We start from the raw sequence: 24,959 nt of genomic DNA, 5'->3' as shown, positions 1-24,959 counted from the left end.
TTGACCATGGGCGATGCAATGGCCGCCAGACGGGATGCTCAAGAAGCCGACGTTCCCGCGATTTGCAAACCCTGCGAAGCGCGGCAGGGCGGATTATGCAGTGCGTTCAACGCCCGCCAACTCGCGGAGCTGGCCAAAGCGTCATCCAGGCATGAGATCTTGGCGGGCACGGAACTGTCCGACGATGGGACCTATTCGAACCTGTTGTCGGGCGTGGTGAAGCTCACCAGAAATCTTTCCGACGGTCGTCAGCAGATTCTCGGGTTCCATTTCGCGCCTGATTTTCTGGGCCGACCGTTCAAGGCAAAAAAATCGATCAAGGCGCAAGCCCTGACGAATGTGACACTGTGCTCATTTCCAGGGACGGTCATCGATCGAATGATCAACGAGACGCCGGAGCTTGGGCGTCGACTGCTGAAACATGCGCTGAGCGAGCTCGATGACGCACGCGACTGGATGGCGGCACTGGGGCGCAAGACCGCCTCCGAGAAGGTGGCAAGCTTCCTTCTCATGGTCGCCAGGAACATGGATCCCGCTCACCATCCGCAAAGCTCGATAAGTTTCGACCTGCCGCTGACACGTGCGGATATCGCCGATTTTCTTGGGCTGACCATCGAGACGGTAAGCCGGGAATTCTCCAGGCTGCGATCGGACGGCGCAATCCGGATCGCGAACAAGCGGCATATCAGCCTCGCAAGCATAGCTCGACTCGAAGAGCGCTGCGGCGACTGATCAGCGCCTCCTATCAAATCGTCTTTCAGCTTTGACGCTCCAACGCCCCCTGACTTCGGCCCGCGGGTCGTTTCCTAGACGCACCTTGCTTGGTTACGTCACGGCCGGCGCCATGCTTCAGCGGTCACAGCAAACGATCCCCAAAACAAAAGTCATCCGCGTTTGACTTGAATCAAGGCTAACGGATGGGAAATCCCGAAATGGTGCCGCGAGCGGGCATTTCCGCCAGAACTTTCGAGACGGGGACTTGCGATGAGATATGGCACGGAGATGGTCCTTCTAGGCCTGTTTGCGTTTGGCGCTGTTGTGGCCGCCGGCTTCGGCGTGGATGAACCCTTTCGCCAGCATATGTGGGTTCTGTTCTTCGCCGTGGCTGGCTTCACGGCGATCCTGTTGCGCAATTCGGATTTCAAGCCGGCGCCGCCGATCGATCCGGAAGCCTACATGGATGGTCCGATCCGCTACGGTGCCATAGCCACCATGTTCTGGGGCGTCGTCGGCATGCTGGTCGGCGTCATTATCGCGCTTCAGCTTGCTTTCCCTGACCTCAACATCCAACCCTGGTTCAATTTCGGCCGGCTTCGGCCTGTTCACACCTCCGGCGTGGTCTTTGCCTTTGGCGGCAACGCGCTGCTTTGCACCTCGCTTTATGTCGTCCAGCGCACCTGCCGGGCGCGGCTTTTCGGCGGCAATCTCGCCTGGTTCGTCTTCTGGGGCTACCAGCTCTTCATCGTCATGGCCGCTACCGGCTATCTGCTCGGGATCACCGAAAGCCGCGAGTACGCCGAGCCGGAATGGTATGTCGACATCTGGCTGACCATCGTCTGGGTCGCCTACCTTGTGCTCTTCCTCGGTACGATCCTGAAGCGCAAGGAACCGCACATCTACGTCGCCAACTGGTTCTACCTGTCCTTCATCGTCACCATCGCGATGCTGCACGTCGTCAACAACCTGTCGATGCCGGCATCATTCCTGGGATCCAAGAGCTACTCGGCCTTCTCAGGTGTCCAGGATGCGCTCACCCAGTGGTGGTACGGGCACAATGCGGTCGGCTTCTTCCTGACCGCAGGCTTTCTGGGCATGATGTATTACTTCGTGCCCAAGCAGGTGAACCGGCCGGTTTATTCCTACCGCCTTTCGATCATCCACTTCTGGGCTCTGATCTTCCTGTACATCTGGGCCGGCCCGCACCACCTCCACTACACCGCCCTGCCCGATTGGGCGCAGACGCTGGGCATGGTGTTCTCGATCATGCTGTGGATGCCCTCCTGGGGCGGCATGATCAACGGCCTCATGACCCTCTCCGGAGCCTGGGACAAGATCCGCACGGACCCGATCGTCCGCATGATGGTCGCGGCCATCGCCTTCTACGGCATGTCGACCTTCGAAGGTCCGATGATGTCGATCAAGACCGTGAACTCGCTGTCCCACTACACGGATTGGACAATCGGCCACGTCCATTCGGGCGCGCTCGGCTGGGTCGGCCTGATCTCGTTCGGCGCCATCTACTACATGGTGCCGAAACTGTGGAACCGTCCGCGGCTCTACTCGATGCGTCTTGTGACGTGGCACTTCTGGCTGGCGACGCTCGGAATCGTCGTCTACGCGGCGGTCATGTGGGTTTCCGGCATCATGCAGGGCCTGATGTGGCGCGAGTACGACGAACAGGGCTTCCTCGTCTATTCCTTCGCCGAGACCGTCGCCGCCATGCATCCCTACTACATCATGCGCGCCGCCGGCGGCGCCATGTATCTCGCCGGTGCCCTGATCATGGCCTGGAACATCACCATGACCATCCGCGGCTACCAGCGCGAGGAACAACCCCTGCCGGGCTCCGCGCCCGCTCTCCAGCCTGCCGAATGAGGAGCCTGACATGGGCCTGATAGATAGACACGCTCTGATCGAGAAGAATGCAACGCTTCTTCTCGTCGGATCCCTGCTGGTCGTGACAGTCGGCGGCATCGTCGAGATCGCGCCGCTATTCTACCTCGACAACACGATCGAGAAGGTCGACGGCATGCGGCCCTACTCGCCGCTCGAGCTCGCCGGTCGCAACATCTATGTGCGCGAAGGCTGCTATCTCTGCCACAGCCAGATGATCAGGCCATTCCGGGACGAGGTGGAACGCTATGGCCACTACAGCCTGGCGGCTGAATCGATGTACGACCACCCGTTCCAGTGGGGATCCAAGCGGACCGGACCCGATCTCGCTCGTGTCGGCGACCGCTACTCCAACAGCTGGCACGTCCAGCATCTCAGCGATCCGCGCTCCGTCGTGCCGGAGTCGATCATGCCGAGCTATGCCTTCCTGAAAGACAAACCGATCGAGGTGAAGGATTTCTCGACGCATCTCGTCGCCAACCGGCGCGTCGGCGTCCCCTACTCCGACGAGATGATCGCCAACGCCAATGCGGATCTGATGACGCAGGCCGATCCCAACGCGGACACGTCGGGCCTGGAGAAGAGATACCCGAAGGCCAAGACCGGCGACTTCGACGGCAACCCTCAGCAGGTCACCGAGATGGACGCCCTTGTGGCTTACCTCCAGATGCTCGGCACACTGGTCGATTTCAAGAACTATGACGAAGCCGCCGGCTACCGCTGAAGGAGAAACAACCGATGGACTACAATTTGATGCGGGAGTTCGCCGATAGCTGGGGCTTGCTTGCCATGGCCCTGTTCTTTGTCGGCTGCATTGCTTTTGCGCTTCGCCCAGGCGGCAAGGCGCATGCCGATCACGCCGCCAAGATCCCTCTCCAGGACGACTGATCATGAGCAACGAGCATATCGACGAAATCTCGGGCGTCACGACCACCGGTCACGAGTGGGACGGGATCAAGGAGCTGAACAATCCCCTGCCGCGCTGGTGGGTGATAACCTTCTACATCACGATCGCCTGGGCGATCGCCTACACGATTGCCTACCCCGCATGGCCGATGCTGAGTTCCGCCACCAGGGGCGTTCTGGGTTTCTCCAGCCGCAACGACGTCAAGAATGAACTGGCCGCAGCGGAGGCAGCCAAGTCCAAGTATGTCGCGGCAATACAATCCAAGACTGTCTCGGAGATCGCTGCGGATGACGCATTGCGCGAATTTGCCGTTGCGGCGGGCGGTGCTGCATTCAAGGTCAACTGCGTCCAGTGCCACGGCTCCGGCGCCCAAGGATCGACAGACTTTCCGAACCTCAACGACGACGATTGGCTTTGGGGCGGCAAGGCGGAACAGATCCAGCAGACGATTACTCACGGCATCCGGTTCGCGGCTGATGCCGATACCCGCCAGTCAGAGATGCCAGCCTTCGTCGATGCGCTCAAGCCGGACCAGATCGCTCAGGTCAGCGCCTTCGTGGCCAGCCTTTCGGGACCGGTGCGGGACAAGAGCCTCATCGAGCCGGGCGCGAAGGTCTTCGCCGACAATTGTGCCGCCTGCCACGGCGGCAACGCAAAAGGTAATCGGGACCTCGGGGCGCCTGACCTGACGGATGCGATCTGGCTCCATGGCTCCGGCGAGGCCGCAATCGCTTCGCAGGTGCGTACGCCGAAGAACGGCGTGATGCCCGCATGGGTCGGCCGACTCGGCGAGACGACAGTCAAGGAACTGGCCGTCTACGTCCATTCGCTTGGTGGCGGAGAATAGGAGCGGGGGCTGTTCTCTGCCCTCGGCCGCCAAGCGACGAGGCCCGGCCCGGCGGTGGCTGGGCCTCGACTCGTTTCGACAACTGAATTTGACCTGCATCAACGCGACGCAACGCGAACGATTGCAAGACTGGCCGTTAGAGGCGGCAATGTTTTCGCCGATTGGAGGTCGCCGTGCTCGATCAGACGCAGGTAGAACGGCTCGAGGCCGAAGCGGTCAACTCCGCAAAGACGCGACAGCCGCTTTACGCGGCGCGTAGGAAGATTTTTCCGAAGCGGGCCTCAGGCCGCTTCCGCCAGTTCAAATGGCTGGTGATGGCGATCACCCTTGGCATCTACTACCTGACTCCGTGGCTGCGATGGGACCGTGGCCCGTTTGCACCCGATCAGGCCGTTCTCCTCGACCTGGCCAATCGCCGGTTTTATTTCTTCTTCATCGAGATCTGGCCGCAGGAATTCTACTACGTCGCCGGTCTTCTCATGATGGCGGGCGTTGGCCTTTTCCTGATCACATCGACGGTCGGGCGAGCCTGGTGCGGCTATGCCTGCCCACAGACCGTTTGGGTAGATCTGTTCCTTGTCGTGGAACGCGCGATCGAAGGCGACCGCAACGCCCGCATCAAGCTGGAAGCCGCCCCTTGGAGCGCCCGCAAGCTGTTCTTGCGCGTATCCAAGCATGCCATCTGGCTCGTCATCGCGGTTGCCACCGGAGGCGCCTGGATCTTCTACTTCGCCGACGCGCCGAAGCTGCTCGGCGAAGTCGTCACCGGCACGGCGGCGCCCGTCGCCTATGTCACGATCGCCGTCCTGACCGGCACGACCTATGTGTTCGGCGGACTGATGCGCGAACAGGTCTGCACCTACATGTGCCCCTGGCCGCGAATCCAGGCCGCCATGCTCGACGAAAATTCGCTGACGGTGACCTACAACGACTGGCGCGGCGAACCGCGTTCGCGCCATGCCAAGAAGGCTCTCGCCGCTGGTTTGCCGGCTGGCGATTGTGTCGACTGCAACGCCTGCGTTGCCGTCTGCCCGATGGGGATCGACATCCGCGACGGACAGCAGCTCGAATGCATCACCTGTGCGCTCTGCATCGATGCCTGCGACGGTGTCATGGACAAGCTCGGTCGCGAGCGCGGACTGATTTCCTATGCGACGCTGGCCGACTACAATGCCAACATGGCGGTGGCAACCGCGGAGGGCACAAGTTCAGTCAATCCGTCGCTGGTAAGAACAACGAGCGGCGCTTTCGTCGACGGCCTGGCGCATTTCCATCTTGGCAAGATCTTCCGGTTGCGCACCTACATCTATCTCGGCGCATGGTCGGCTATCGGGTTGGTCCTCGTCTATTCGCTGCTGACGCGCGAGCGGCTGGAACTGAATGTCCTGCATGACCGCAATCCTCAGTTCGTGACGCTGTCGGACGGCTCGATCCGCAACGGCTACACCGTCAAGCTGCTCAACATGATACCTGAGCCGCGGACGATCGAGGTCATGCTGCAGGGTCTGGACGGCGGCGAGATGAGCATCGTCGGTGTCGACCAGCCCCCGAGCCGCTCATTCTCCGTTGCGGTCGAACCCGACCGGCTGAAGGTCCTCAAGGTTTTCGTTCGTCAACCCGCGAACCTGATCAAGGGCCCGGCGCAAAGTTTCGGATTTCATATCCAGGACCAGGCAAGCTCCGAATCCGCCGAATACACTGCCAGTTTCAATGCTCCGGAGAACGGCAAATGAGCACCAACATACACAAGCCGAACGAGTTCACCGGCAGGCACATGTTGATCGTGATCGTCACCTTTTTCGCGGTGGTGATTGGAGTGAACGTCACCATGGCCACGCTCGCCCAGACGAGCTGGACCGGACTTGTGGTCGAGAACACCTATGTTGCGAGCCAGCAGTTCAACGAGGAGGCCAAGAAAGGAAGAGCACAGGCAGCACTAGGCTGGACAGGCAAGCTGACAGTCGCCTCTGGAGAAGTCCACTACAGCCTCGTCGATGCACACGGCAAAGCGCTGCCGCTGCGTGGCGTCAGAATATTGTTCCGGCACCCAGCTTACGAAGCAGAAGACGAAGCTCTGACACTTGCCGCACCGGCGGGTGTTGCTCCGGGAGATGCACAAGAGTTTGCCGTGCGGCACACGCCAAAGGACGGCGTCTGGATCGTCGAGATCGATGCCGACGCGGGCCTTGCCACTCCATTTCGCGATGTCCGCCGCGTCATGATCGCGAACGGAGCCCTGCAATGAGCTGTTGCGCGCCAGGGGCCGAGATGGCTCTGGATATCGTGGAGGCGGCATCCGCCGTGCCGTCCAGCGACGAAATAAAACTGGCCAGCCGCGCGCTGGACGGCGGCTGTCGCCAGACGGACCTGTCGGTTCCGTCTGTTCATTGCGCGGGCTGCATCCAGGCGATCGAGGCAGCGCTGACGAAGCTCGAAAACATAGATTCCGCCCGCGTCAATCTCTCAACCAAGCGAGTATCCGTTCGCTGGCGCGGGGAACAGGTCCCGCCGTTTTTCGCAGCGCTTTCAAGGCTTGGCTATCAGGCGCATCTGTTCGACCCGGAAATCCAGGAGAAGGACAGGACCCTGTCGGAGTTGATCCGGGCCGTCGCCGTCGCCGGTTTTGCGGCCGGCAACATCATGCTGCTGTCGGTGTCGGTCTGGTCTGGCGCCGAGGGCGCGACGCGCGATCTCTTTCACTGGCTGTCGGCGCTGATCGCCATTCCGGCCCTCGCCTTCGCCGGCGGCATCTACTTCCGCTCAGCCGCGAACGCGCTGCGCCATGGCCGCATGAACATGGACGTGCCGATCGTGGTGGGCGTGTCGCTCGCTTACGCGATGAGCCTCTATGAGACCATCAATCATGGTGAACACGCCTATTTCGACGCCTCGGTTTCGCTGCTTTTCTTCCTGCTGATCGGCCGCACGCTCGACCATGTCATGCGGGAGCGGGCGCGAATGGCCGTCAATGGCCTCTCGAGGCTGGCGTCGCGGGGATCGCTCGTCGTGCGCGATGACGGCAAGCGCGAATATGTGCCCGTCGCCGAGCTCACACCCGGACTGCGCCTGCTCATCGTGGCCGGAGAACGCATACCGGTCGACGGCGACATACTCAGCGGAAACTCCGACCTCGATTGCTCGATCGTCTCCGGCGAGAGCGCGCCCAAGGCAGTCGGTGCCGGCGCCCATGTACAGGCCGGCACGCTCAACCTGACAGGTCCGCTGACGATGCTGGCGACCGCAGCGGCGAAGGACTCCTTTCTGGCGGAGATGGTTCGGCTGATGGAGGCCGCCGAGGGCGGCCGCTCGCGTTACCGTCGCATTGCAGATCGCGTATCGGCGCTCTACGCGCCAGTCGTCCATCTGGCGGCCTTTGTAACATTCCTTGGCTGGATGGTCGCGTCCGGCGACTGGCACCGGGCTCTCACCATCGCCATCGCGGTGCTGATCATCACCTGCCCCTGCGCGCTCGGCCTTGCAGTGCCGATCGTCCAGGTCGTGGCAGCAAGACGCCTTTTCGAGGCCGGCGTCATGGTCAAGGATGGATCGGCGATGGAGCGTCTCGCCGCTATCGACACGGCGGTATTCGACAAGACCGGGACGCTGACGCTCGGGCGCCCAAAACTTGTGAATGCATCCTCGATCGATCCGACCATGCTTGCGATCGCGGCAGACATGGCGGTTCATTCCCACCACCCGTTCTCGAGGGCCATCGCCAGCTACGCGGGGTATTCGGGCCAGCCCAGCGTCGAATCCGTTACCGAGCATCCGGGCTTCGGCGTCGAAGCCATAACGGAGGGAAATACGTGGCGCCTCGGAAGGCGTGGGTGGGCAGGCTGGAAGGCTCGCACCGGCGGCGAAGGCAAACTCGGCGGTTACGGCGGCACCGTGCTCTCCAAGAATGGAAATATCGTCGCGTGCTTCGCATTCGAGGACGCCCTTCGGCAAGACGCCAAGGCAACGATCCGGGAGTTGAAGGACGCCGGGGTGTCGGTCGACATGTTGTCCGGAGATACCGCCAAGGCCTGCGGCGAGGTTGCCAAGTCGCTGGGGATCGAGAGTTTCGTCCCGGCTCTATTGCCCTCCGGGAAGGTCGAGTGGATCGGGTCGTTGACCGGCGCCGGACACAAGGTACTGATGGTGGGCGACGGCCTAAACGACACACCGGCGCTGCGAGCGGCGCATGTTTCGATGGCTCCGGCAACCGCGGCCGACATTGGCCGCCAGGCCGCGGATTTCGTCTTCCTGCGCGAAAGCCTCCTTGCGGTCCCCTTGGCGATGGACGTCTCGCGCAGGGCCGGCCGGCTCATTCGCCAGAACATCGCCATTGCGATCGTGTACAACGCCTTCGCCGTTCCGATCGCGGTTCTGGGCCACGTGACGCCGCTCATCGCGGCGATCGCAATGAGCGCTTCCTCGCTGATCGTGATCGCCAATGCGATGCGGCTTCAGGCAACGGCGAAGACGGCACCTGAAGCGGTCCCAGCCAGGCGCCGCACCGACCTCATTGGAGCGGCCCATCCGTGACCACGCTCGTCTATCTCATTCCGGTAGCCTTGTTCCTGGGGGCGCTCGGTCTGTCTGGCTTCCTGTGGGCCTTGCGCAGCGGCCAGTACGAGGATCTCGATGGAGCCGCTGAGCGGATATTGATCGAGCCCGATGGGCGAGACAGCGAAGGCCGGCCGTCAAACTGATGTGGATCAAAGCGCCGATGCCCTCGACGTCGGAAAAAGGACTGACGAAAGGCGGGAGATTTCCATGCAAGTTCAGGACATTATGGCGACGCCGGTGGTCACGATCGCCACCTCTGCCTCGGTCGCCGAAGCGGCCGATCTGATGCTGGCCAGGAATATCCGCTGCCTCCCGGTCGTGGGAGACGATGGATCGCTGGTCGGCGTCATCAGCGAAGGCGATTTTCTGCGCCGTGGGGAACTCGGCACCCGACGCACGCGGCCTCGCTGGCTCGAATTTCTTGTCGGTCCAGGCAAGCTCGCCGACGAGTATGTCCGTTCGAGCAGCCGCAGAGTGGCCGAGGTTATGACCACTGGCGTTGTTTCAGCAGCGCCTAGTGCTCCGCTCACCGAGATCGTAGACCTCATGGCGACCCACGACATCAAGAACGTCCCTATCCTTGACGCGGGGAAGATCGTCGGCATCGTCAGCCGCTCCGATCTGATGCGCACCCTCCTTCGCACATTGCCAAAATCAGGCGCGGCGACGGTCGATGACGAGGTCATCCGCAGGAACATTCTTGCCGAGTTGCGGGAGCAATCCTGGAGCGTCGCCGGCGACCTTATCGGCGTCACCGTCAAGAAAGGAGAGGTCGAACTGAACGGCGCCATTTTCGACGAGCGCCAGCGACAGGCCGCCGTCGTTGCCGCGGAGAACGTCGCCGGGGTCAAGAAAGTCACGGACAAGCTCTTCTACGCCGGACCGTTCTCGGTCGTGCTCGTCTCCTGACGAGCGTGGCAGCAGGCTGATCGCTCGATGTCTGCCATGCGCCTTGCCCTTCGGGCTATTGCTCCGCTGCGATCATCGCGCAGAGATAGATATGGCCGGGATTTTCCCGTCGGGCGTTAGAGCGCGGCCGCGGCTAACAGTGGTCGAAGCAGGAGCAGGGCAAATCCAAGAAGCGCCGCGCCCGCCACCCTATCGGCGATCCTCCTGCCTCCGAGAAGCCGCTTGCCCAGCAGAATCCAAAGCGACCCCGTGGCGGCGGTAATCCCGACAAGTACTATCCAGGAGATCCACAGAACGCCGGGCCCGGCACCCATTGGCACCATCGCCAAGCAATAGATGAAAGCCTTCGGATTGAGGGCGGTGGTTGTCAGCACGGAAAGGCCGTCACCGCGCTCGGATATCTTCATGGGGTTCCTGCCCATCAGGCGCAGGCCCAGAACCGAAAGCCATCCAACCGCGACCAGCCTGAGTATCTGGATGGCATCGAGCGGCATCAAGCGACGCAAAAAAACCAGAACCCCGCCGCAATCCCATAGCCGCACGCCTGCGCCACCAAGAGCTTGGTCGCCTTCTCACGCTTGACGGCGCCCGCCATCAGGAGGGCGTTGGTCGGCCCTGGGGCCGCGAAAAGCAGGAACGCTTCGAGAATAAACAGGCTGTTCAACATCGGTCGGCCGCCGTGTTACTATTTGCTGGCACTTTCGTTCCAGACGCCCTTGGCTTTCAGCCCGTCGGCGACATCCTTTGGCATACAGCGCTCGTCATGCTTGGCAAGCACGCTGTCGGCAATGAAGACTTCGTCCTGACCGAAAGCACCCTCGGTTATGACGCCCTGCTCTTCGCGAAACAGATCGGGAAGGATGCCGGTATAGGTGACCTTGACCGATCGTTGCGTGTCGTGACCGAGAAGGCGACGGTGGCGCCCTGCCCGCGCACGACGGCGCGACGGCAAGAGCGCGGTCAGGCGCTTCGCCACGCTCCCGATTGCGCTCAGCGCCGATGCTCGATCAGCGGACAGACTGCAGCCGAGCGATCAAGTCGCTGTTGCGGCAATAGGCCGGCGGATGATCCACATGCGGGGTTTCGTCGAGCCAAATCGCGCATTCGTCCTGGTGCCCGCAAGACCGACACCGATCCACGGCGCGGCTGGTAACGGCGGCGTGATCCGCCACAACTTTCAGCTGCCTGCCGACGCCCAGCTTCTGCATCATCCGTCCCATCAAGGCAGTTCTGGCGTCAACCCCGATCAGATATTCGAGAAAGCTCATGTCGTCACACTCCTCAAATGACAATTTTGCCATCTCAGGCGGCATGCGACGTTGATCTCGATCAAGGAGCGCTATTCATTTCGTGGAATTGCTTCGCCAGACGGGCCGAATTTCTCGCCCAGGAGCCTAGCTGACGGTACCGAATATTGCTCCAATGCCTGCGGTCAATGCCATTGCCAGCGCTCCCCAAAAAGTGACGCGAGCAGTGGCTTTCAGTACATTGGCGCCGCCAGCCCTCGCGCCGATTGCGCCGAGCACGGCCAGGAACAACAGCGATGCGATCGAAACGACGGCAACAAGTCGGGAGGGCGGTGAAAGCAGCACCATCGCCAGCGGCATGATCGCGCCGATTGAAAACGCCGCCGCCGACGCCAGCGCGGCCAGAATCGGTCGTGCCGCGGTTGTCTCGGAAATACCAAGTTCGTCGCGGGCGTGGGCGCCGAGCGCGTCCTTGGCCATCAACTGGTCAGCCACCTGCAACGCCAACTGAGGTTCCACGCCGCGATCGATGTAGATCTGGGCAAGCTCCTGCCTCTCGAACTCGGGTTGGCTCGCCAGTTCCTTCCGTTCACGCGCGAGATCCGCGTGCTCGGTGTCGGCTTGGGAACTGACGGATACATATTCGCCGGCGGCCATCGACATGGCGCCTGCCACCAGGCCCGCAACGCCAGCTACCAGCACGCTGGCGGTGGTGGCATTGGCGCTTGCGACCCCAATGATCAAGCTGGCGGTCGAGACGATGCCGTCGTTTGCGCCGAGCACCGCGGCGCGTAACCAGCCGATGCGTGAAACCAGGTGATTTTCGGTATGAAGACGACTCATCTGAGCAAAGCAGCAATTGTCGGTTCGGTCATGGTTGGCGTCCATATCGGCAAGCACAGAAAGGCAGTCCAACCGTTCACTGCCCCTGGACCCGAGCAAATGCCTTGATCAAAGTCAAATAGCGACCCCCCAGTTCGCCGATCGGACATTTCTCGCAAGCCAAGGCGCGCTGACAGCCAGTTGTCAGCTAGCCCATGAGATATTGTTCCCAACATGCACGCAACGGCTCGGCCGCAGCGCGCTCGAAACTGGAACAATGCTTATGAAACAGATCGCCTTGTCTCTCTTCGTGATCGCCTCGTCCGGGGCTTATGTCTGGGATCAGACGGGCAAGCTTCCCGACAGCGATCTGATCGACACACAAGGGGCCAACGCGGCGGAGCAGACTGCGTTGCCGCGGGTCACTCCGCTTCCCACTGCCGATCCGGTCCTGGCGCCGGTGGCGACCCAGCCGGTAATTCCCCAGTCGGATGTACCAAAGGCGCCGGCGCCACGCACAACCGTCGAAGCCTGGAAGGATACCCCCGCGGCGATTGCGGCCGCGGTACCGCAGGCCATCGTTGCCGATAGCCAGCCGGAAGTCACACAGCCACCGCCTTCGCCGCCGGAGCCAAAAGTGGAGCTCCCGAGAGCAAACGCCGCGCCGCTTCAGACACCGTCATTCGCCATCACGCCTGCCGTCTACATTCCCATCCCGAAGCCGCGGCCGGACTATCCTCAAGTACGCGCCATCCATACGGGCATGAAGCTCGCGACACACGGCTATACCGACGGAGTCTACACCGGCCCTTCGGCCGACGCCTACTACGGCATCATTCAGATCCAGGCACTTGTTCAGGGCGGCCGTGTCACGGCACTCAAAGTGCTGAAATACCCCAATGATCGTCGTACCTCCGTCAACATCAACCGGCAGGCGTTGCCCATGCTGCGTGACGAAGCGATCAGCGCGCAAAGCGCCGATGTGGACATCATTTCGGGGGCCACGCTGACCAGCAAAGCCTTCATCCAGTCGCTCGGCGGCGCCCTGAAAAAGGCTTCCACCTGACGCCATGCGTGAAACGCGGATCCTGATGGGAATGCCGATCACGGTCGACATTGGTGGCACGCGTGCCACCCTGGTCGATTCCGTCTTCGACTATTTCGAGCAAATCGATCGGCGCTTCAGCACATACAGGACCGACAGCGAGATTTCCGCCATCAACCGGGGCGACGTTCCGGTCAAGGATTGGAGCGGCGAGATGATGGAAGTGCTGGCGCTGGCCGAGCGGACCAGGAACGAGACAGGCGGATATTTCGACATTCGCAAAGCCGACGGTTCGCTTGATCCTTCCGGGATCGTCAAGGGCTGGGCCATCCGCAATGCCGCCGATATCGTTCGCAAGGCCGGGGCCGGTGATTTCTTCATCGAGGCAGGTGGCGATATTCAGTCTTTAGGCAGGAATGCGTCCGGCGGAGACTGGAGTGTCGGCATCCGCAACCCCTTCAAGACGGATGAGATCATCAAGGTCGTATATCCGCGCGGTCGCGGCGTCGCCACATCCGGCACCTATGCGCGCGGCCAACATATCTACAACCCCCATGAGCCTTCCGACGCCATCTCCGACATCGTCAGCCTGACGGTCGTCGGATCCGACGTGCTTGAAGCCGATCGCTTTGCCACCGCTGCCTTCGCCATGGGCCCGGACGGCATCCTGTTCATCGAGCAGACTCCGGGGCTGGAGGGATATCTCGTCGACATCAACGGCCGCGCCACGCCGACAAGCGGATTCGGAGACCTTTGCGAACCATGATCAAGGCAGTCGACCGGTTCCTCGATCACCTGACCATGTACCGGCTGGTGCTCAACTATTTGGTGGTGCTTCTGGGCACGGCCTTCGCCTTCTGCTTCGTCCGGCTCGTTCCGCACGATCCGCTCGCACTCGCTTTCACCACTGCCCTGGCAGTCGGCGCCTGCTGGGTCACCAACAAGGCTTTCGCGCTGGTCTTCGAGGTCCCGGCAAACAGCGAATCCGTCTATATCACCGGGCTCATTCTGGCCCTCATCCTCGATCCGGTCGCCGTCACGGACCTGAAGGGTATCGCGGCAGTTGCTTTCGCCTCTGTTTGGGCAATCTCATCGAAATACATCCTGGCCGTTGGTCGAAAACACCTTTTCAATCCAGCGGCCGTCGGCGTGGCACTGTCGGCATTGCTGCTGAAACAGCCCGCCACATGGTGGGTCGGTGGCAACCCCTGGCTGCTTCCCCTGGTGGTGATCGGCGGCATTCTTATCGTCCGAAAGCTGCGCCGCCTGGATCTTGTCGCGACATTTCTGGTCGTGGCCCTGGTTACCGTCCTGGCAACAACCCAGCCAGCGCAGTATGGCACTGCCTTCAAGGAAACGTTGAGCTCGTCACCGCTATTGTTCTTCGCTTTCGTGATGCTGACCGAGCCGCTGACGGCGCCCGCACAGCGCTGGCCGCGGGTCGCCTTTGCGGCCATCGTCGGCTTCCTTTTCGCGCCCAACATTCATGTCGGCTCGCTTTATTTCACGCCCGAGCTTGCGCTTCTAGCAGGCAATCTTTTCGCCTATGCGGTCGGTCCGAAAGGTCGCTTCGTGCTGACGTTGGACCGTATCGAGCAAACCGCCGCCGACAGCTACGACTTCATCTTCAGGTCACCGCGAAAGCTTGCCTTCCAGGCAGGCCAGTACCTTGAATGGACGCTTGGCCTCGACCGTTCCGACAATCGCGGTAACCGCCGCTACTTCACCGTCGCCTCATCGCCTACCGAGCAATCGGTACGGCTGGGCGTCAAGTTCTATCCACAATCGAGCGCCTTCAAGCAGGCGCTTGGCAGCATGAAGCCCGGTGCCACGATCCACGCTTCACAACTTGCCGGCGATTTCACGTTGCCGTCCGACCCGAAAACCAAGATCGCGTTCCTGGCGGGCGGCATCGGCATCACGCCGTTCCGTTCGATGTTGCAGTATCTTGTCGATCGCAAGGAAGTGCGGCCGATCGTCGTCCTCTACGGAACAGAGGGACATGACGACATCGCCTATCGCGACGTGCTTGGCTTGGCGAGACGCGAACTGGGGATAAGGACGTTTCATGCCGTGGCCAAAGGTGCTGAGCGCGGCCAATATCCCGGCTATATCGATGCCCGCCTGGTGCGGCTGACAATGCCCGATTATCTCGAACGCACCTTCTACATTTCCGGCCCACAGGCGATGGTCAAGGCATTGCGCCAGAAGCTCCTGGCCATGGGCGTCAGCCGTTCGAAGATAAAGGTCGACTATTTTCCCGGTTTTGCCTGAGGTCTCAACCATGCCGAGGCAGGTAGATCGTTACCGCCAGACCAGGGCTGGCATTCGCCATTTCGAGGCGGCCGCCATAGGCTTCGACGATATCCGAGACGATCGCCAGGCCGAGACCGCTGCCGCCGCCCTTGCTATCGAGCTGAACGCCACGCAACAACGCCGCATGCCTGGCGGCCTCGGGAATGCCCGGCCCATCATCGACGACCTTGATGATCGTCTCGCCAGCGCTCGCGGATGCGCTTACGTGAACCAGGGATTTCGCGAAGCGCGTCGCGTTTTCCACCAGGTTGCCGAGAATCTCAGATAGATCGCCCTCTTCGACCGGCGCCATGAAATCCTCGGCGGCATCGATCCCGAATGACAGCTGCCTGCCCCTTGGCGTACGTTTGACAACGGCAACGACGCCCTTCGCCACTTCTCGGACAAGGCACGCGGCATCGCCCGAAACGCCAGGCGCCAACCGGGCGCGCGCCAATTCCCGCTCGACGTGGCGGCGAATCGCGCCGGCGCTTTTCTCGATCTCGTCGGCAAGCTCGGTCTCGCCTTTCTTGCGCAGCGCCCGGATATCGGCGGACAGCACCTGCAGGGGCGTCTTGAGGCCGTGCGCCAGGTCAGTGGCGCGCGAGCGCGCGCGAGAGAGGGCTTTCTCCTGGGCGGCGAGCAAGCGATTGATTTCGTCGGCGAGTGGCTGCACTTCGCTTGGCGCGGCCACGTCGAGCCGAGCCTTGCGCAGCGCGATCACGTCTCTGAGGGCGACCCGCAGGCCTTCCAATGGCGCCAGACCGACGGTGATCTGGATGAAGAACGCGCCCATCAGGGCAAGCGCGAGCACCATGAGTGCCGGCGCGAGGTCACGGACATATTCGCCTACGGAGACTTCCACATTGCGATGGTCTTCCGCCACGACGGCACGAAACGCCCGCCCGTCGGCATCGGTGATCGTGCGCACAACGGCAACGGTGAGCTCGCCCCCCGGCCCGTTGAGCTCTTCCTTGCGCAGCTCGCCGCCAGCTGCCAGGTCAGGCAAGGCAAGCGTGGCATCCCATAGCGAACGCGATCGAACGAGGTTGTGCGTGGCCAGATCCTCCACTTGCCAGTAGTGCCCGGATAGCGGGCTGGCGAAGCGCTGGTCCGACAGCGTCGAAGCGACCGACAGGCGGCCATCGGCTGCGAAGCTCGTCGCGCCGATCAGCTCGTTGAGGTCGACGGTCAGCTCGCTGACGACCCGCCGCTCGACGTTGAGCTCGAACAGATAGCGCAGGCCGACGCCAGCGATGGCAAGCGCAACCACGATCGATATGGCCGCGGCCGACCAAAGCCTGAGGCGGATCGAATTGCGCATCAGCCGGGCCCGTCCGGCACGAAATATCCGAAGCCGCGCCGGGTTTCGATGATATCGCTGCCGAGTTTCCGCCGAAGCCGCGCAACGATAACTTCGATCGTATTCGGGTCGCGATCATGCTCGGAGCTGTAAAGATGTTCCGCCAGTTCAGTCGGCGCAACGACACGGCCTGCATGATGCATCAGGAACGCGAGGAGCCGATACTCAAGCGGCGAAAGCGCCACGGGGATGCCGCGGAGCAAGATGCGCATCTGGCGCGTGTCGAGCAGCAAGGGGCCCGATTTCAGCACCGGAGCCGCCTGCCCGCTCGAACGGCGCAGGATGGCGCGCAATCGCGCCAGCAGTTCCTCCATTTCAAAGGGCTTCGGAAGGTAATCGTCGGCGCCGGCATTGATGCCTTCCACCCGCTCGGTCCACAGTCCCCGCGCCGTCAGGATCAAGACCGGAAAGCGCCGGCCATTGGCACGCCAGCGCTTCAGCACCGTGAGGCCGTCAAGCTTCGGCAATCCCAGATCGAGGATCGCGGCATCGTAGTTCTCGACATCCCCTGCAAACCAGGCCGCTTCGCCATCGCCGACGATATCGACGGCCATGCCCGAGGCCTTCAGGACCGCCGCGATATCGGCCGCGATGCGCGGTTCGTCTTCCGCCACGAGGATCTTCATTTATGGTCACCTTCACTGCGCAAGACGCCGCCGGCGCCGGCATCAACGTCAACGATCCTGCGCCGGCCATCGGCCGCAACCACCTGGAACCTGTAGATCCACTTGTCCCCGGCGCGAATGAGGTCGACCGCGACGATCTCACCGGGGGCCTTGGCGCGGACAATGGCCATGATGTCGGCGAGGCCCTCGATCTCGCCGCGCTCATGGAGATCGCGCGCCCGATCGTGGTCATCATCGTCATCCTGTGCCCTGACGACCAGCGGCGAGGCCAACACGAGCGCGGCCACCCCCAGAGCCGCCAGGCGTATCAAAGCGGTTTTCATGGAAGCGAGCTGTCGCATGCCGAAGCTGTCAAAACGCTGTCAGTCATCGTCAGCCGGCGGCAAGCACAAGGCCTCTATCAAGGCCATCGCGCCCGATGACGGGTGTGCGAAGAAGGATACGAAAAACCATGCGCAATCTCCCTGTCCTGCTCGTCTCCCTTGGGGGGCTCACCGCTTTTTCCCTACCTGCCGCCGCGGAATCCATCCAGACATCATGCGCGGCCGCGTCGACCACTGCGACAACCATCGACCTCCAGGCCATCCCCATGATGAGCACCACCGGGCCTAAGTCCGTCGAAGGCGTCGGCGATGACGAGTGTGACGGCGGCAAATCCGCGTCCGGCGCTCGTGCCGGTCACCAAGACGAGGAATTCGGCGACAGCGACGATTGATCGACACTTGAGCTCCATACCTGCCCTCATTCCCCGGAGACATTTCGGATGCCCGCGATTCAGCACGTCCATCCCATTCTGGTGCATTTCCCCATCGTGCTCATCTACACGCTCGTGATCATCGATCTTGCCGCGCTTGGCGGCAGAAATGCCATAACGATGCGATCAGGCGTAGGAACGATATCCACCTTTGTCGCTGTCGCCGCCGGATTGTTCGCCATCGCCACCTGGCTCTTCGGCGGCATGGCCCTCGATTACGCCGAGGCTGCCGGTTTCAGCAGCGAGATAGCGGAGATGCATGAGAGCTTGGGCACGATCAGCGCCTTCACCTTTCTGACCTGGGGCGTCATCCGGCTCGCGTTGTGGGCACGAAATCGCGAACTGGGAACGTTGGCTCTCGCCATTCCCGCCGTTGAAATAGCCGGCGCGGCCCTGGTCACGATAACTGGCTACTATGGGGGCCAGCTTGTCTATGACCTCGGCGTGAACGTCACCAAGGCCGCCATCGGAGGCTGACACCGGAATGCTCTCCCTTGCTTGCCGGCTTCCCACCTGGTTCAGCCGGCCAAGCGGACCGATTTGCTTGTGGCCCGGTCCCGGTGTGGATTCTCTCGTCCGCGCCGGCTGCCGTTTCCGCGGTCGAAGAGCCAATGCTTGGTCAACTCAGACACAAGAACATATGTAGCCGTGATCGCGAGCAATCCCAAAAGCACAGGCAGGGGCAAAGGCACCATGGCCAACCAATTTGCGACGGGCGTGTAGGGGATCGCTATAGCGATACCGCCAACCGTTAATGCGAGCGCTGCGAGCAACCGGCTGGGGCGGCTCGTCCAGAAGGTTTTCCGGGTACGAATGACGAGCAGGATCAAGAGCTGCGTCAGCAGGGATTCCACAAACCAGCCGGTCTGAAATGTCGAGGCCCCTGCGTGCACCACGTATAGGAGGAAGGCAAACGTCAAAAAGTCAAAGAGCGAGCTGACGAGCCCGAAGCTGATCATGAACCGTCTGACGAAATGAATATCCCAATGACGGGGGCGTCGGAGTTGATCCGGATCGACGTTGTCACTCGCGATCGCGAGCGCGGGGATATCCGCCAGAAAGTTGTTCAGCAGGATCTGCTTGGCCAGCAGCGGCAGAAACGGCAGGTAGAGGGACGCGGCCGCCATGCTGATCATGTTGCCGAAGTTCGCGCTGGTCGTGATGGAGATGTATTTCATCGTGTTGGCGAATGTTCTGCGACCGTCGTCAACGCCCTTGACCAGAACGCCCAGGTCGCGTTTGAGCAGGATGATGTCCGCGGCCTCGCGGGCCACGTCGACAGCCGTATCGACCGAGATGCCAATGTCGGCTTCATGAAGCGCCGGCGCGTCGTTGATGCCGTCGCCGAGATAGCCGACGACGTGTCCGCTGCGGCGCAGCGCCTCGACAATGCGCTCCTTCTGGTTCGGATCGATCTCGACGAAAAGATCGGTCTTGCGCACGCCGGCGAGAAGGCCGTTCTTCGTCAGCTTCGAGAGATCTTCGCCGGTCATGATCCTGTCGGATCGGAGGCCTACAGCGTCGGCCAGATGCGCCGCCACGTAGCGGTTGTCGCCGGAAATGACTTTTACCCCGATGCCTCGATCGACGAGCGCCGACAGTGTCTCCCGCACTCCCTCCTTTGGCGGATCGAGAAAGAGCAGGAACCCCGCGAACGCCATTTCGGTCTCGTCGTCGCGGCTGAAGCCAGCCTTGTTGCGAAAGCGTCGGATCGCAAGGCCAAGAACTCGATATCCTTGTGCACTCCAGCGTCGGAATTTCTCATCGACAGCCTCGCGCTCCGACAAGTCCAGGGATTTCAAACCGTGCGGCCCCCGCACGAAGGAACACGCATCGAGAACGTTCTGGACGGCTCCCTTGGTGATGAGTGTCTGTTCGCGCGCCTCGTCCCGAACAGCCACCGACAACCGCTTGCGAACAAAATCGTATGGGATCTCGTCGATCTTGGTGAAATGGGACAGATCTTCCTGGCCAGGCTGCGCTGTCGTTATTGCTTCGTCCAAAGGGTTCTTCAATCCGGTCTGCAGCGTAGCGTTGAGCCGTGCCCAAAGCAGGACTTCATTCGAAGGATTGCCCTCGACGTCGAACGATCCGTCGAGGTGAATGACGCCTTCCGTCAGCGTTCCGGTCTTGTCCGTGCACAGCAAGTCCATGCTGCCGAGATTCTCGATCGCATCCAGACGGCGCACGATGACACCGCTGGCAGCCATGGTCCGTGCGCCCCTCGCCAGGGTGACGCTGATGATTGCGGGAAGCAGTTCGGGTGTCAGGCCAACCGCGAGGGCGAGCGAAAACAGCAGCGACTCTATCAACGGCCGGTCGAGCGTCACGTTGGCGAAGAACACCAGGACGACGATCACAAGCATGATCTCGGTCATCAGATATCCGAACATTCTGATGCCGCGCGCGAATTCGGTCTCCGGGATGCGTCGCTTCAGGGCTTCGGCGATCGATGCGAACTCAGTCTGGGTTCCAGTGGCAACGGCAAGCACCTTTGCCGTTCCACTGCGGACCGATGTGCCGGTGAAGACCGCATTTGTCCGCTGCGCAATGCCGGCATCGGGCGCCGACTGGCCAGCGGACTTCACAACGGGAAAGGTTTCGCCGGTAAGAACAGATTCGCTGACATTGAAATCCCGCGACTCCAGGATCACACCGTCAACGGGGATGAGATTGCCGGCTGACAGGCAGACGACGTCGCCGGGAACGATAGTCTCGACATCCACACTTCGCTCGAAGCCATCCCGAAGCACGGTGGCCTTGCGGGAGATACGCTGCTGCAGCACCTCCATGGCGCGGGAAGCGCCATATTCCTGCGTGAAGCTGAGAATACAGCTGGCAAGCACGATAGCGCCGATGATCGCAGCCTCGTGACCCTCGCCGACGAACACCGAAACCACGGCGGCAAAGACAAGGATAAGGACCAGTGGGCTGCGAAACTGGCGAACGAAGACAGTGAATGCAGATCCGCTTGAGCGCTGGGTCAGCGCGTTTCGCCCGAATTTGGCAAGCCGGGTCGCTGCATCGACGCTCAAAAGACCAGAGGTAGAGGTCTCCAACTGCTCGACCAACTGATCTGTCCCGAACGACCAGTAGGCGTGCTCGACAGCGCCAGCTCTCCAGCGATCGATCAATTGCTGTCCGGTTGCCCCGGCTGACGGCCGGTCCTTGTCCTCTGCCGAACGGGTCGCCATCGCCGGCACATCAATTCGACAGCAGGCGAGTAATGCCGCTTTGGCCGATCAGCGAGCGCGTGACGCCACCGAAGGCCCATTCCCTCAATCGGCTGTGCCCGTAGGCGCCGGAAACGATCAGATCGGCATGGATCGAGCGTGCAAATGCGACCAGCCTATCACCGTCCGCGTCCCCTGCGATCACCTCGGTTCGTGCGGTGATGCCATGCTGCTCCAAAAATACCGCGACGTCGGCCAGGCTGTTTCGAACATCCTCGCTCGAGTGAGGTTCCATGCTGGCGACAACCACTTCATTGGCCGTGGCCAGGAATGGCAAGGAGTCCGACAAGGCTCTTCGCGCTTCCCTACCGTCCTTCCAGGCGACCAGCACGGTCTTTCCAAGGAGGTGTTCGGCATTCTCAGCGGCGATAAGCACCGGGCGGCCGACGCCGAGCACGAGGCCACCGATATCGACGGCGCGGAAGACATCCTCGCCGCCGTTCGCAGTCACGATAAGATCGGCCGAACGCGCCGCCACGCCCAGGGCGCGGGTCGGACCGCAAATATGTTGCGTCCATTCGTTGCTGATCGAGGAGGGAACAAGCTCCTCGAAAATGTCGCGCAATTGGGCAAGGCGCTTCTCGATCTCGGTGCGCTGGATCTGCATGACCTCGCCTTCGTAGACCAGGCCTTCACCCGTGGCCACCAAAGGCGGGACGTCCGCAGCCGCCAGGCCGATGAGGTGGGCATCGAAACGCTTCGCCAGTTCGGCCGCAAGCTTCACAATTGGCGCGGGTTTCGTGTCGACGGCCAAGTTGACGACGATCGTTCTGTAGGACATGCGGGCACCTCGCTGGAGACGCGTAATGTCCCGTCATTTGCACTCTGCGGGGATGCAATGCCTTGATACCGATCAAATCGTCACGCGATCGTTTGGCGGGCCGGCGGATCAGTGCTAGATCAGCGGCTGATGCTGTTCCTCGATCCGGAGACTGCTTCGTGAGCAACAAGAGGCAAGCTTCGCCCGAGACCGCTGCCAAACCCGCTCCGCCGGACGGCAAACCGCTGGAGCACGACAATCAGCCGGAGCATGAGCTTCTTGCGCTGATGTTCGATCAGGCTCCGGGCTTCATGACGTTGCTCAGCGAGCCGGACCATGTTTTTCAATTGACCAATGCCGCTTACCAGCGCCTGATCGGTCACCGGCAGGTTATCGGCAAGCCAGTTCGGGAAGCCCTGCCGGAACTTGAGGGTCAGGGGTACTTCGAATTGCTCGATCGCGTGAGCGACACCGGCGAGCCTTATGTTGGCCGCAACGCCAAAATCATCCTGCACAACGCTGAAACTGGCCTCGCGGAAGAACGCATACTGGACTTCGTCTATCAACCCATCAGAGCCGAGAATGGCAGGATCACTGCTATCTTCGTTCAAGGCACCGACGTCAGTGACCTGTCGTTCGCCAATGCTTCGCTGCAATTGCGTGAGGACCACTTGCGCTCGATCCTGGCGACCGTGCCGGATGCAATGATCGTCATCGACGAAAGCGCGAACATCCAATCCTTCAGTACGGCGGCCGAGACATTGTTTGGCTACAAGGCCGGCGAGGTCATTGGTCAAAACGTCAGGATGCTGATGCCCTCACCATATCGGGAAGAGCACGACACATACCTGCAGCGTTACCTCACGACGGGAGAACGCCGCATTATCGGACTCGGCCGTACGGTAACTGGGTTGCGCAAGGACGGGTCGACCTTTCCGATGGAACTAGCCGTCGGCGAAATGCATCCGGGAACGGGCCGTTTCTTTACGGGCTTCTGTCGCGACCTGACCGAGCGCCATAGAACGGAAGCGAGGATGCAGGAACAACAGCAGGAACTGCTTCATATGGCAAGGTTCACGGCGCTCGGCGAAATGGCCTCGACATTGGCGCATGAAATCAATCAGCCGCTGACGGCCATCACCAACTACCTCAAAGGCAGCCGCCGTCTGCTCGAGAAGAGCAACGACGAGAACGCCGCAATGTTGCGAGAGGCTGTCGAAAAGGCTGCAGAGCAGGCCTTGCGTGCCGGCGACGTCATTCGTCGTCTCAGGGATTTCGTCGCCAGGGGCGAAAGCGAGCGCCAGGTCGAACGCCTGCCAACGCTTATCGAAGACGCTTCATCGCTCGCTCTGGTTGGCGCAAGGGAGGCCAATGTCCGCGTCACTTACGATCTCGATCCGGCGGCCGAACTCGTCCTGACCGATCGAATCCAGATCGAGCAGGTTTTGCTGAACCTTATGAGAAACGCCGTGGAGGCCATGCAGGGCGCGTCGCGCCGGGAACTGCGCGTCTCTACCACCGCTCGGCATGACGGGATGGCGGAGGTTGGCGTGGTCGACACCGGGCCGGGGCTGGCGCCGGAGGTTTCGGCCCAGCTTTTCCAGCCCTTCGTCACCACGAAAAAGCAGGGGATGGGCGTGGGGCTGTCTATTTGTCGCACTATCGTCGAGTCGCACGGTGGTCATATCTGGGCAGAGTCGATGCCAGGCGGCGGAACCGCCTTCCGCTTCACTTTGCGCGCGGTGGAAAAGGAAGAGGTCGTCAGTGGCCAGTGATGTCGTGCATGTTGTCGACGACGATGTCGACGTCCGCAAATCCCTGGGCTTTCTTCTCGCGACAGCCGACTTTGCCGTGCGACTCCACGAGTCGGCAACCGCATTTCTGGCGACAGAGCCGAAGGAGGTCGAGGGCTGCATCGTCACCGACGTGCGCATGCCTGGTATAGACGGCATCGAGTTCCTGCGGCAACTGAAGTCCCGCGGTTTGAACGTGCCGGTGATTGTGATGACGGGGCACGCCGATGTCGCGCTGGCCGTCCAGGCGATGAAGGAGGGCGCCGCCGACTTCATCGAAAAGCCCTTCGACGATCAGGTTCTCATCGATGCGCTGCGTTCGGCCCTGGACAACCGCAGCCAGCCTGTCGCGGCACACCCGCAATCAACTGAGATCCGGAAGAACCTTGCCACTCTGTCGGAGCGCGAGCGCCAGGTGCTCGACGGGCTTGTTTCCGGATTACCGAACAAGACGATTGCCTACGATCTCGGGATCAGCCCGCGCACGGTTGAAATCCATCGTGCCAATGTCATGAGCAAGATGGGTGCCGGCAGCCTCTCGCACCTTGTGCGCATGGCGTTGATAGCCGAGCCCAAGCATTAAGGCAGGTCGCACTGGTGGTTGATGTTGCGCTTTGAGGCAACCGTCAGGACAGGTCTCGCAGCAAGCTCGCCCGCCGCTCTCTTGGATTCCAGTCTCGCCAGTGGGTCGGCCTGATGTCGACACGAACGTGCGTAGCGACGTCCACCCACCCTTCCCGACCCCTTTCGCAAGGAAAAACAAGCGCGTGCAGGCCATCCTCATCCAGAACGGCTAGTTCGAGGCTTCGGCCAAAGGGGGCGCTTGCTATTGGATTCCACATCCGGTCATCGTGGATCGAGACGCCGACGAACGCTTTGACTTGAATCAGTTTTCGCAGGGATATTCGCGGCGAACACAGCTCGTTCTGAGTTCGAGGCGCAAATTGATGTGGCTCAAAGCTGAGCCCTGCAAGCCGAGTATGGTGACGTTCGAGGGACGAGACCTGCCGCGACCGGTGGCGGGTGTCCGGCACAAGGAGCTCACCATGAATTACCAGCGGTTCTTCGAGGATGCGATCGACCAGCTCCACGCCGAGCGTCGCTACCGCGTTTTCGCCGACCTCGAGCGCATCGTTGGCAAGTTCCCGCGCGCCATCTGGCGTTCCAACGGCCGCGCCCAGGAAATCACCGTCT

General features: G+C 61.6%; 26 protein-coding genes and 2 pseudogenes. 18 read left to right on the top strand and 10 right to left on the bottom strand.

The features are described 5' to 3' along the window. The first annotated feature begins 18 nt into the window (after positions 1 to 18). From AC0YKC_RS21475 to AC0YKC_RS21430, 10 genes are all read left to right on the top strand, one after another. Positions 19 to 732, top strand: coding sequence for a Crp/Fnr family transcriptional regulator (locus AC0YKC_RS21475; RefSeq protein WP_488512599.1), 714 nt, complete (start codon positions 19 to 21; stop codon positions 730 to 732). Between the two features lie 252 nt (positions 733 to 984). After that, the gene (gene ccoN, locus AC0YKC_RS21470; RefSeq protein ID WP_434723550.1) at positions 985 to 2,595 is read left to right on the top strand and encodes a cytochrome-c oxidase, cbb3-type subunit I; all 1,611 of its coding nucleotides are present in this window, start codon (positions 985 to 987) and stop codon (positions 2,593 to 2,595) included. A gap of 10 nt (positions 2,596 to 2,605) precedes the next feature. Beyond that, the gene (gene ccoO / locus AC0YKC_RS21465) at positions 2,606 to 3,337 is read left to right on the top strand and encodes a cytochrome-c oxidase, cbb3-type subunit II (RefSeq protein WP_320297216.1); all 732 of its coding nucleotides are present in this window, start codon (positions 2,606 to 2,608) and stop codon (positions 3,335 to 3,337) included. A gap of 14 nt (positions 3,338 to 3,351) precedes the next feature. Further along, positions 3,352 to 3,501 carry a cbb3-type cytochrome c oxidase subunit 3 gene (locus AC0YKC_RS21460; protein WP_278206792.1) on the top strand — a complete coding sequence of 50 codons (150 nt, stop codon included), beginning with the start codon at positions 3,352 to 3,354 and terminating at the stop codon, positions 3,499 to 3,501. A gap of 2 nt (positions 3,502 to 3,503) precedes the next feature. Beyond that, a complete protein-coding gene (gene ccoP, locus AC0YKC_RS21455) occupies positions 3,504 to 4,367 on the top strand; it encodes a cytochrome-c oxidase, cbb3-type subunit III (RefSeq protein ID WP_434723551.1) in 864 nt (287 codons plus the stop codon). 173 nt (positions 4,368 to 4,540) lie between these two features. Continuing rightward, positions 4,541 to 6,100, top strand: a complete 1,560-nt coding sequence (gene ccoG, locus AC0YKC_RS21450) for a cytochrome c oxidase accessory protein CcoG (protein WP_434723552.1) — start codon at positions 4,541 to 4,543, stop codon at positions 6,098 to 6,100. Further along, on the top strand, positions 6,097 to 6,612 hold the full coding sequence (locus AC0YKC_RS21445; RefSeq protein ID WP_488512459.1) for a FixH family protein: 516 nt from the start codon (positions 6,097 to 6,099) through the stop codon (positions 6,610 to 6,612). Before ccoG ends, AC0YKC_RS21445 begins: the two co-directional genes overlap by 4 nt. Beyond that, positions 6,609 to 8,894 (top strand): cation-translocating P-type ATPase, encoded by a 2,286-nt coding sequence (locus AC0YKC_RS21440; protein ID WP_488512458.1) that lies wholly within the window; start codon positions 6,609 to 6,611, stop codon positions 8,892 to 8,894. Before AC0YKC_RS21445 ends, AC0YKC_RS21440 begins: the two co-directional genes overlap by 4 nt. After that, positions 8,891 to 9,061, top strand: coding sequence for a cbb3-type cytochrome oxidase assembly protein CcoS (ccoS, locus tag AC0YKC_RS21435; RefSeq protein ID WP_320297221.1), 171 nt, complete (start codon positions 8,891 to 8,893; stop codon positions 9,059 to 9,061). Before AC0YKC_RS21440 ends, ccoS begins: the two co-directional genes overlap by 4 nt. Then, complete coding sequence (locus tag AC0YKC_RS21430) at positions 9,027 to 9,827, top strand: CBS domain-containing protein (protein WP_488512457.1); 801 nt, start codon at positions 9,027 to 9,029, stop codon at positions 9,825 to 9,827. The genes ccoS and AC0YKC_RS21430 overlap by 35 nt, the downstream gene beginning before the upstream one ends. Positions 9,828 to 9,943: 116 nt before the next feature. On the opposite strand, the gene AC0YKC_RS21425 is transcribed toward AC0YKC_RS21430, so the two are convergent. The 5 genes and pseudogenes from AC0YKC_RS21425 to AC0YKC_RS21405 form a co-directional block, all read right to left on the bottom strand. Then, on the bottom strand, positions 9,944 to 10,321 hold the full coding sequence (locus AC0YKC_RS21425) for a hypothetical protein (RefSeq protein ID WP_488512455.1): 378 nt from the start codon (positions 10,319 to 10,321) through the stop codon (positions 9,944 to 9,946). Beyond that, positions 10,321 to 10,494: a hypothetical protein gene (locus AC0YKC_RS21420; protein ID WP_488512454.1), complete on the bottom strand. Its 174-nt coding sequence runs from the start codon at positions 10,492 to 10,494 to the stop codon at positions 10,321 to 10,323. Before AC0YKC_RS21420 ends, AC0YKC_RS21425 begins: the two co-directional genes overlap by 1 nt. An 18-nt stretch (positions 10,495 to 10,512) precedes the next feature. After that, positions 10,513 to 10,766: pseudogene (locus tag AC0YKC_RS21415) on the bottom strand (cytochrome c maturation protein CcmE domain-containing protein); the annotation flags it as partial. 68 nt (positions 10,767 to 10,834) lie between these two features. Next, entirely contained in the window at positions 10,835 to 11,095 is a 261-nt protein-coding gene (locus AC0YKC_RS21410) for a DUF6455 family protein (protein WP_488512453.1), read from the bottom strand. 126 nt (positions 11,096 to 11,221) lie between these two features. Further along, positions 11,222 to 11,917, bottom strand: coding sequence for a VIT1/CCC1 transporter family protein (locus AC0YKC_RS21405; RefSeq protein WP_434725749.1), 696 nt, complete (start codon positions 11,915 to 11,917; stop codon positions 11,222 to 11,224). A 262-nt stretch (positions 11,918 to 12,179) separates the two neighbouring features. On the opposite strand from AC0YKC_RS21405, the gene AC0YKC_RS21400 reads away from it, so the two are divergent. The 3 genes from AC0YKC_RS21400 to AC0YKC_RS21390 are packed head-to-tail and all read left to right on the top strand — an operon-like array spanning position 12,180 to position 15,215. Then, entirely contained in the window at positions 12,180 to 12,962 is a 783-nt protein-coding gene (locus tag AC0YKC_RS21400; protein WP_488512452.1) for an FMN-binding protein, read from the top strand. Positions 12,963 to 12,993: 31 nt separating this feature from the next. Then, positions 12,994 to 13,707, top strand: a complete 714-nt coding sequence (locus AC0YKC_RS21395) for an FAD:protein FMN transferase (RefSeq protein WP_488512451.1) — start codon at positions 12,994 to 12,996, stop codon at positions 13,705 to 13,707. Then, entirely contained in the window at positions 13,704 to 15,215 is a 1,512-nt protein-coding gene (locus AC0YKC_RS21390) for an RnfABCDGE type electron transport complex subunit D (RefSeq protein ID WP_488512450.1), read from the top strand. Before AC0YKC_RS21395 ends, AC0YKC_RS21390 begins: the two co-directional genes overlap by 4 nt. 4 nt (positions 15,216 to 15,219) lie before the next feature. On the opposite strand, the gene AC0YKC_RS21385 is transcribed toward AC0YKC_RS21390, so the two are convergent. From AC0YKC_RS21385 to AC0YKC_RS21375, 3 genes are read right to left on the bottom strand one after another with little or no spacing between them, the layout of a single operon-like run. After that, positions 15,220 to 16,560, bottom strand: a complete 1,341-nt coding sequence (locus AC0YKC_RS21385) for an ATP-binding protein (RefSeq protein WP_488512449.1) — start codon at positions 16,558 to 16,560, stop codon at positions 15,220 to 15,222. Beyond that, a complete protein-coding gene (locus AC0YKC_RS21380; protein ID WP_320297228.1) occupies positions 16,560 to 17,225 on the bottom strand; it encodes a response regulator transcription factor in 666 nt (221 codons plus the stop codon). Before AC0YKC_RS21380 ends, AC0YKC_RS21385 begins: the two co-directional genes overlap by 1 nt. Then, complete coding sequence (locus AC0YKC_RS21375) at positions 17,222 to 17,395, bottom strand: PepSY domain-containing protein (RefSeq protein WP_347349924.1); 174 nt, start codon at positions 17,393 to 17,395, stop codon at positions 17,222 to 17,224. The genes AC0YKC_RS21380 and AC0YKC_RS21375 overlap by 4 nt, the downstream gene beginning before the upstream one ends. A gap of 281 nt (positions 17,396 to 17,676) precedes the next feature. Between AC0YKC_RS21375 and AC0YKC_RS21370 the strand changes: the two genes are divergently transcribed. Both AC0YKC_RS21370 and AC0YKC_RS21365 read left to right on the top strand, forming a co-directional pair. After that, complete coding sequence (locus AC0YKC_RS21370; RefSeq protein WP_320297230.1) at positions 17,677 to 17,940, top strand: hypothetical protein; 264 nt, start codon at positions 17,677 to 17,679, stop codon at positions 17,938 to 17,940. 48 nt (positions 17,941 to 17,988) lie between these two features. Continuing rightward, a complete protein-coding gene (locus tag AC0YKC_RS21365; protein WP_488512448.1) occupies positions 17,989 to 18,456 on the top strand; it encodes a DUF2231 domain-containing protein in 468 nt (155 codons plus the stop codon). Positions 18,457 to 18,497: 41 nt separating this feature from the next. Here AC0YKC_RS21365 and mgtA read toward each other — a convergent pair whose 3' ends face one another. After that, the gene (gene mgtA, locus AC0YKC_RS21360; RefSeq protein WP_488512447.1) at positions 18,498 to 21,173 is read right to left on the bottom strand and encodes a magnesium-translocating P-type ATPase; all 2,676 of its coding nucleotides are present in this window, start codon (positions 21,171 to 21,173) and stop codon (positions 18,498 to 18,500) included. A 10-nt stretch (positions 21,174 to 21,183) separates the two neighbouring features. Continuing rightward, positions 21,184 to 21,993 (bottom strand): universal stress protein, encoded by an 810-nt coding sequence (locus AC0YKC_RS21355; protein WP_488512446.1) that lies wholly within the window; start codon positions 21,991 to 21,993, stop codon positions 21,184 to 21,186. Between the two features lie 266 nt (positions 21,994 to 22,259). Here AC0YKC_RS21355 and AC0YKC_RS21350 point away from each other — a divergent pair, with 266 nt between their 5' ends. The 3 genes and pseudogenes from AC0YKC_RS21350 to AC0YKC_RS21340 form a co-directional block, all read left to right on the top strand. Further along, positions 22,260 to 23,747, top strand: a complete 1,488-nt coding sequence (locus AC0YKC_RS21350; RefSeq protein ID WP_488512598.1) for a PAS domain S-box protein — start codon at positions 22,260 to 22,262, stop codon at positions 23,745 to 23,747. Then, entirely contained in the window at positions 23,737 to 24,348 is a 612-nt protein-coding gene (gene fixJ, locus AC0YKC_RS21345) for a response regulator FixJ (protein ID WP_320297234.1), read from the top strand. The genes AC0YKC_RS21350 and fixJ overlap by 11 nt, the downstream gene beginning before the upstream one ends. 463 nt (positions 24,349 to 24,811) lie before the next feature. Beyond that, a pseudogene (locus AC0YKC_RS21340) lies at positions 24,812 to 24,959 on the top strand (5-aminolevulinate synthase); the annotation flags it as partial.

This window comes from Mesorhizobium sp. CNPSo 4661 (genome assembly GCF_057784215.1).
This window is presented reverse-complemented; position numbering and strand designations above follow the sequence as displayed.

Excerpts from the sequence above, each read along its gene's own strand:
- AC0YKC_RS21460 (WP_278206792.1), top strand. The coding sequence starts at position 3,352 with ATGGACTACAATTTGATGCGGGAGTTCGCCGATAGCTGGGGCTTGCTT.
- AC0YKC_RS21390 (WP_488512450.1), top strand. The coding sequence starts at position 13,704 with ATGATCAAGGCAGTCGACCGGTTCCTCGATCACCTGACCATGTACCGG.
- AC0YKC_RS21380 (WP_320297228.1), bottom strand. The coding sequence starts at position 17,225 with ATGAAGATCCTCGTGGCGGAAGACGAACCGCGCATCGCGGCCGATATC.
- AC0YKC_RS21375 (WP_347349924.1), bottom strand. The coding sequence starts at position 17,395 with ATGGCCATTGTCCGCGCCAAGGCCCCCGGTGAGATCGTCGCGGTCGAC.
- mgtA (WP_488512447.1), bottom strand. The coding sequence starts at position 21,173 with ATGGCGACCCGTTCGGCAGAGGACAAGGACCGGCCGTCAGCCGGGGCA.
- AC0YKC_RS21445 (WP_488512459.1), top strand. The coding sequence starts at position 6,097 with ATGAGCACCAACATACACAAGCCGAACGAGTTCACCGGCAGGCACATG.
- AC0YKC_RS21355 (WP_488512446.1), bottom strand. The coding sequence starts at position 21,993 with ATGTCCTACAGAACGATCGTCGTCAACTTGGCCGTCGACACGAAACCC.
- AC0YKC_RS21370 (WP_320297230.1), top strand. The coding sequence starts at position 17,677 with ATGCGCAATCTCCCTGTCCTGCTCGTCTCCCTTGGGGGGCTCACCGCT.
- ccoN (WP_434723550.1), top strand. The coding sequence starts at position 985 with ATGAGATATGGCACGGAGATGGTCCTTCTAGGCCTGTTTGCGTTTGGC.
- AC0YKC_RS21420 (WP_488512454.1), bottom strand. The coding sequence starts at position 10,494 with ATGTTGAACAGCCTGTTTATTCTCGAAGCGTTCCTGCTTTTCGCGGCC.
- ccoO (WP_320297216.1), top strand. The coding sequence starts at position 2,606 with ATGGGCCTGATAGATAGACACGCTCTGATCGAGAAGAATGCAACGCTT.
- AC0YKC_RS21405 (WP_434725749.1), bottom strand. The coding sequence starts at position 11,917 with ATGAGTCGTCTTCATACCGAAAATCACCTGGTTTCACGCATCGGCTGG.
- AC0YKC_RS21365 (WP_488512448.1), top strand. The coding sequence starts at position 17,989 with ATGCCCGCGATTCAGCACGTCCATCCCATTCTGGTGCATTTCCCCATC.
- AC0YKC_RS21350 (WP_488512598.1), top strand. The coding sequence starts at position 22,260 with ATGTTCGATCAGGCTCCGGGCTTCATGACGTTGCTCAGCGAGCCGGAC.
- AC0YKC_RS21430 (WP_488512457.1), top strand. The coding sequence starts at position 9,027 with ATGGGCGAGACAGCGAAGGCCGGCCGTCAAACTGATGTGGATCAAAGC.
- AC0YKC_RS21400 (WP_488512452.1), top strand. The coding sequence starts at position 12,180 with ATGAAACAGATCGCCTTGTCTCTCTTCGTGATCGCCTCGTCCGGGGCT.
- AC0YKC_RS21440 (WP_488512458.1), top strand. The coding sequence starts at position 6,609 with ATGAGCTGTTGCGCGCCAGGGGCCGAGATGGCTCTGGATATCGTGGAG.
- ccoP (WP_434723551.1), top strand. The coding sequence starts at position 3,504 with ATGAGCAACGAGCATATCGACGAAATCTCGGGCGTCACGACCACCGGT.
- AC0YKC_RS21395 (WP_488512451.1), top strand. The coding sequence starts at position 12,994 with ATGCCGATCACGGTCGACATTGGTGGCACGCGTGCCACCCTGGTCGAT.
- AC0YKC_RS21475 (WP_488512599.1), top strand. The coding sequence starts at position 19 with ATGGCCGCCAGACGGGATGCTCAAGAAGCCGACGTTCCCGCGATTTGC.
- AC0YKC_RS21425 (WP_488512455.1), bottom strand. The coding sequence starts at position 10,321 with ATGCCGCTCGATGCCATCCAGATACTCAGGCTGGTCGCGGTTGGATGG.
- AC0YKC_RS21410 (WP_488512453.1), bottom strand. The coding sequence starts at position 11,095 with ATGAGCTTTCTCGAATATCTGATCGGGGTTGACGCCAGAACTGCCTTG.
- AC0YKC_RS21385 (WP_488512449.1), bottom strand. The coding sequence starts at position 16,560 with ATGCGCAATTCGATCCGCCTCAGGCTTTGGTCGGCCGCGGCCATATCG.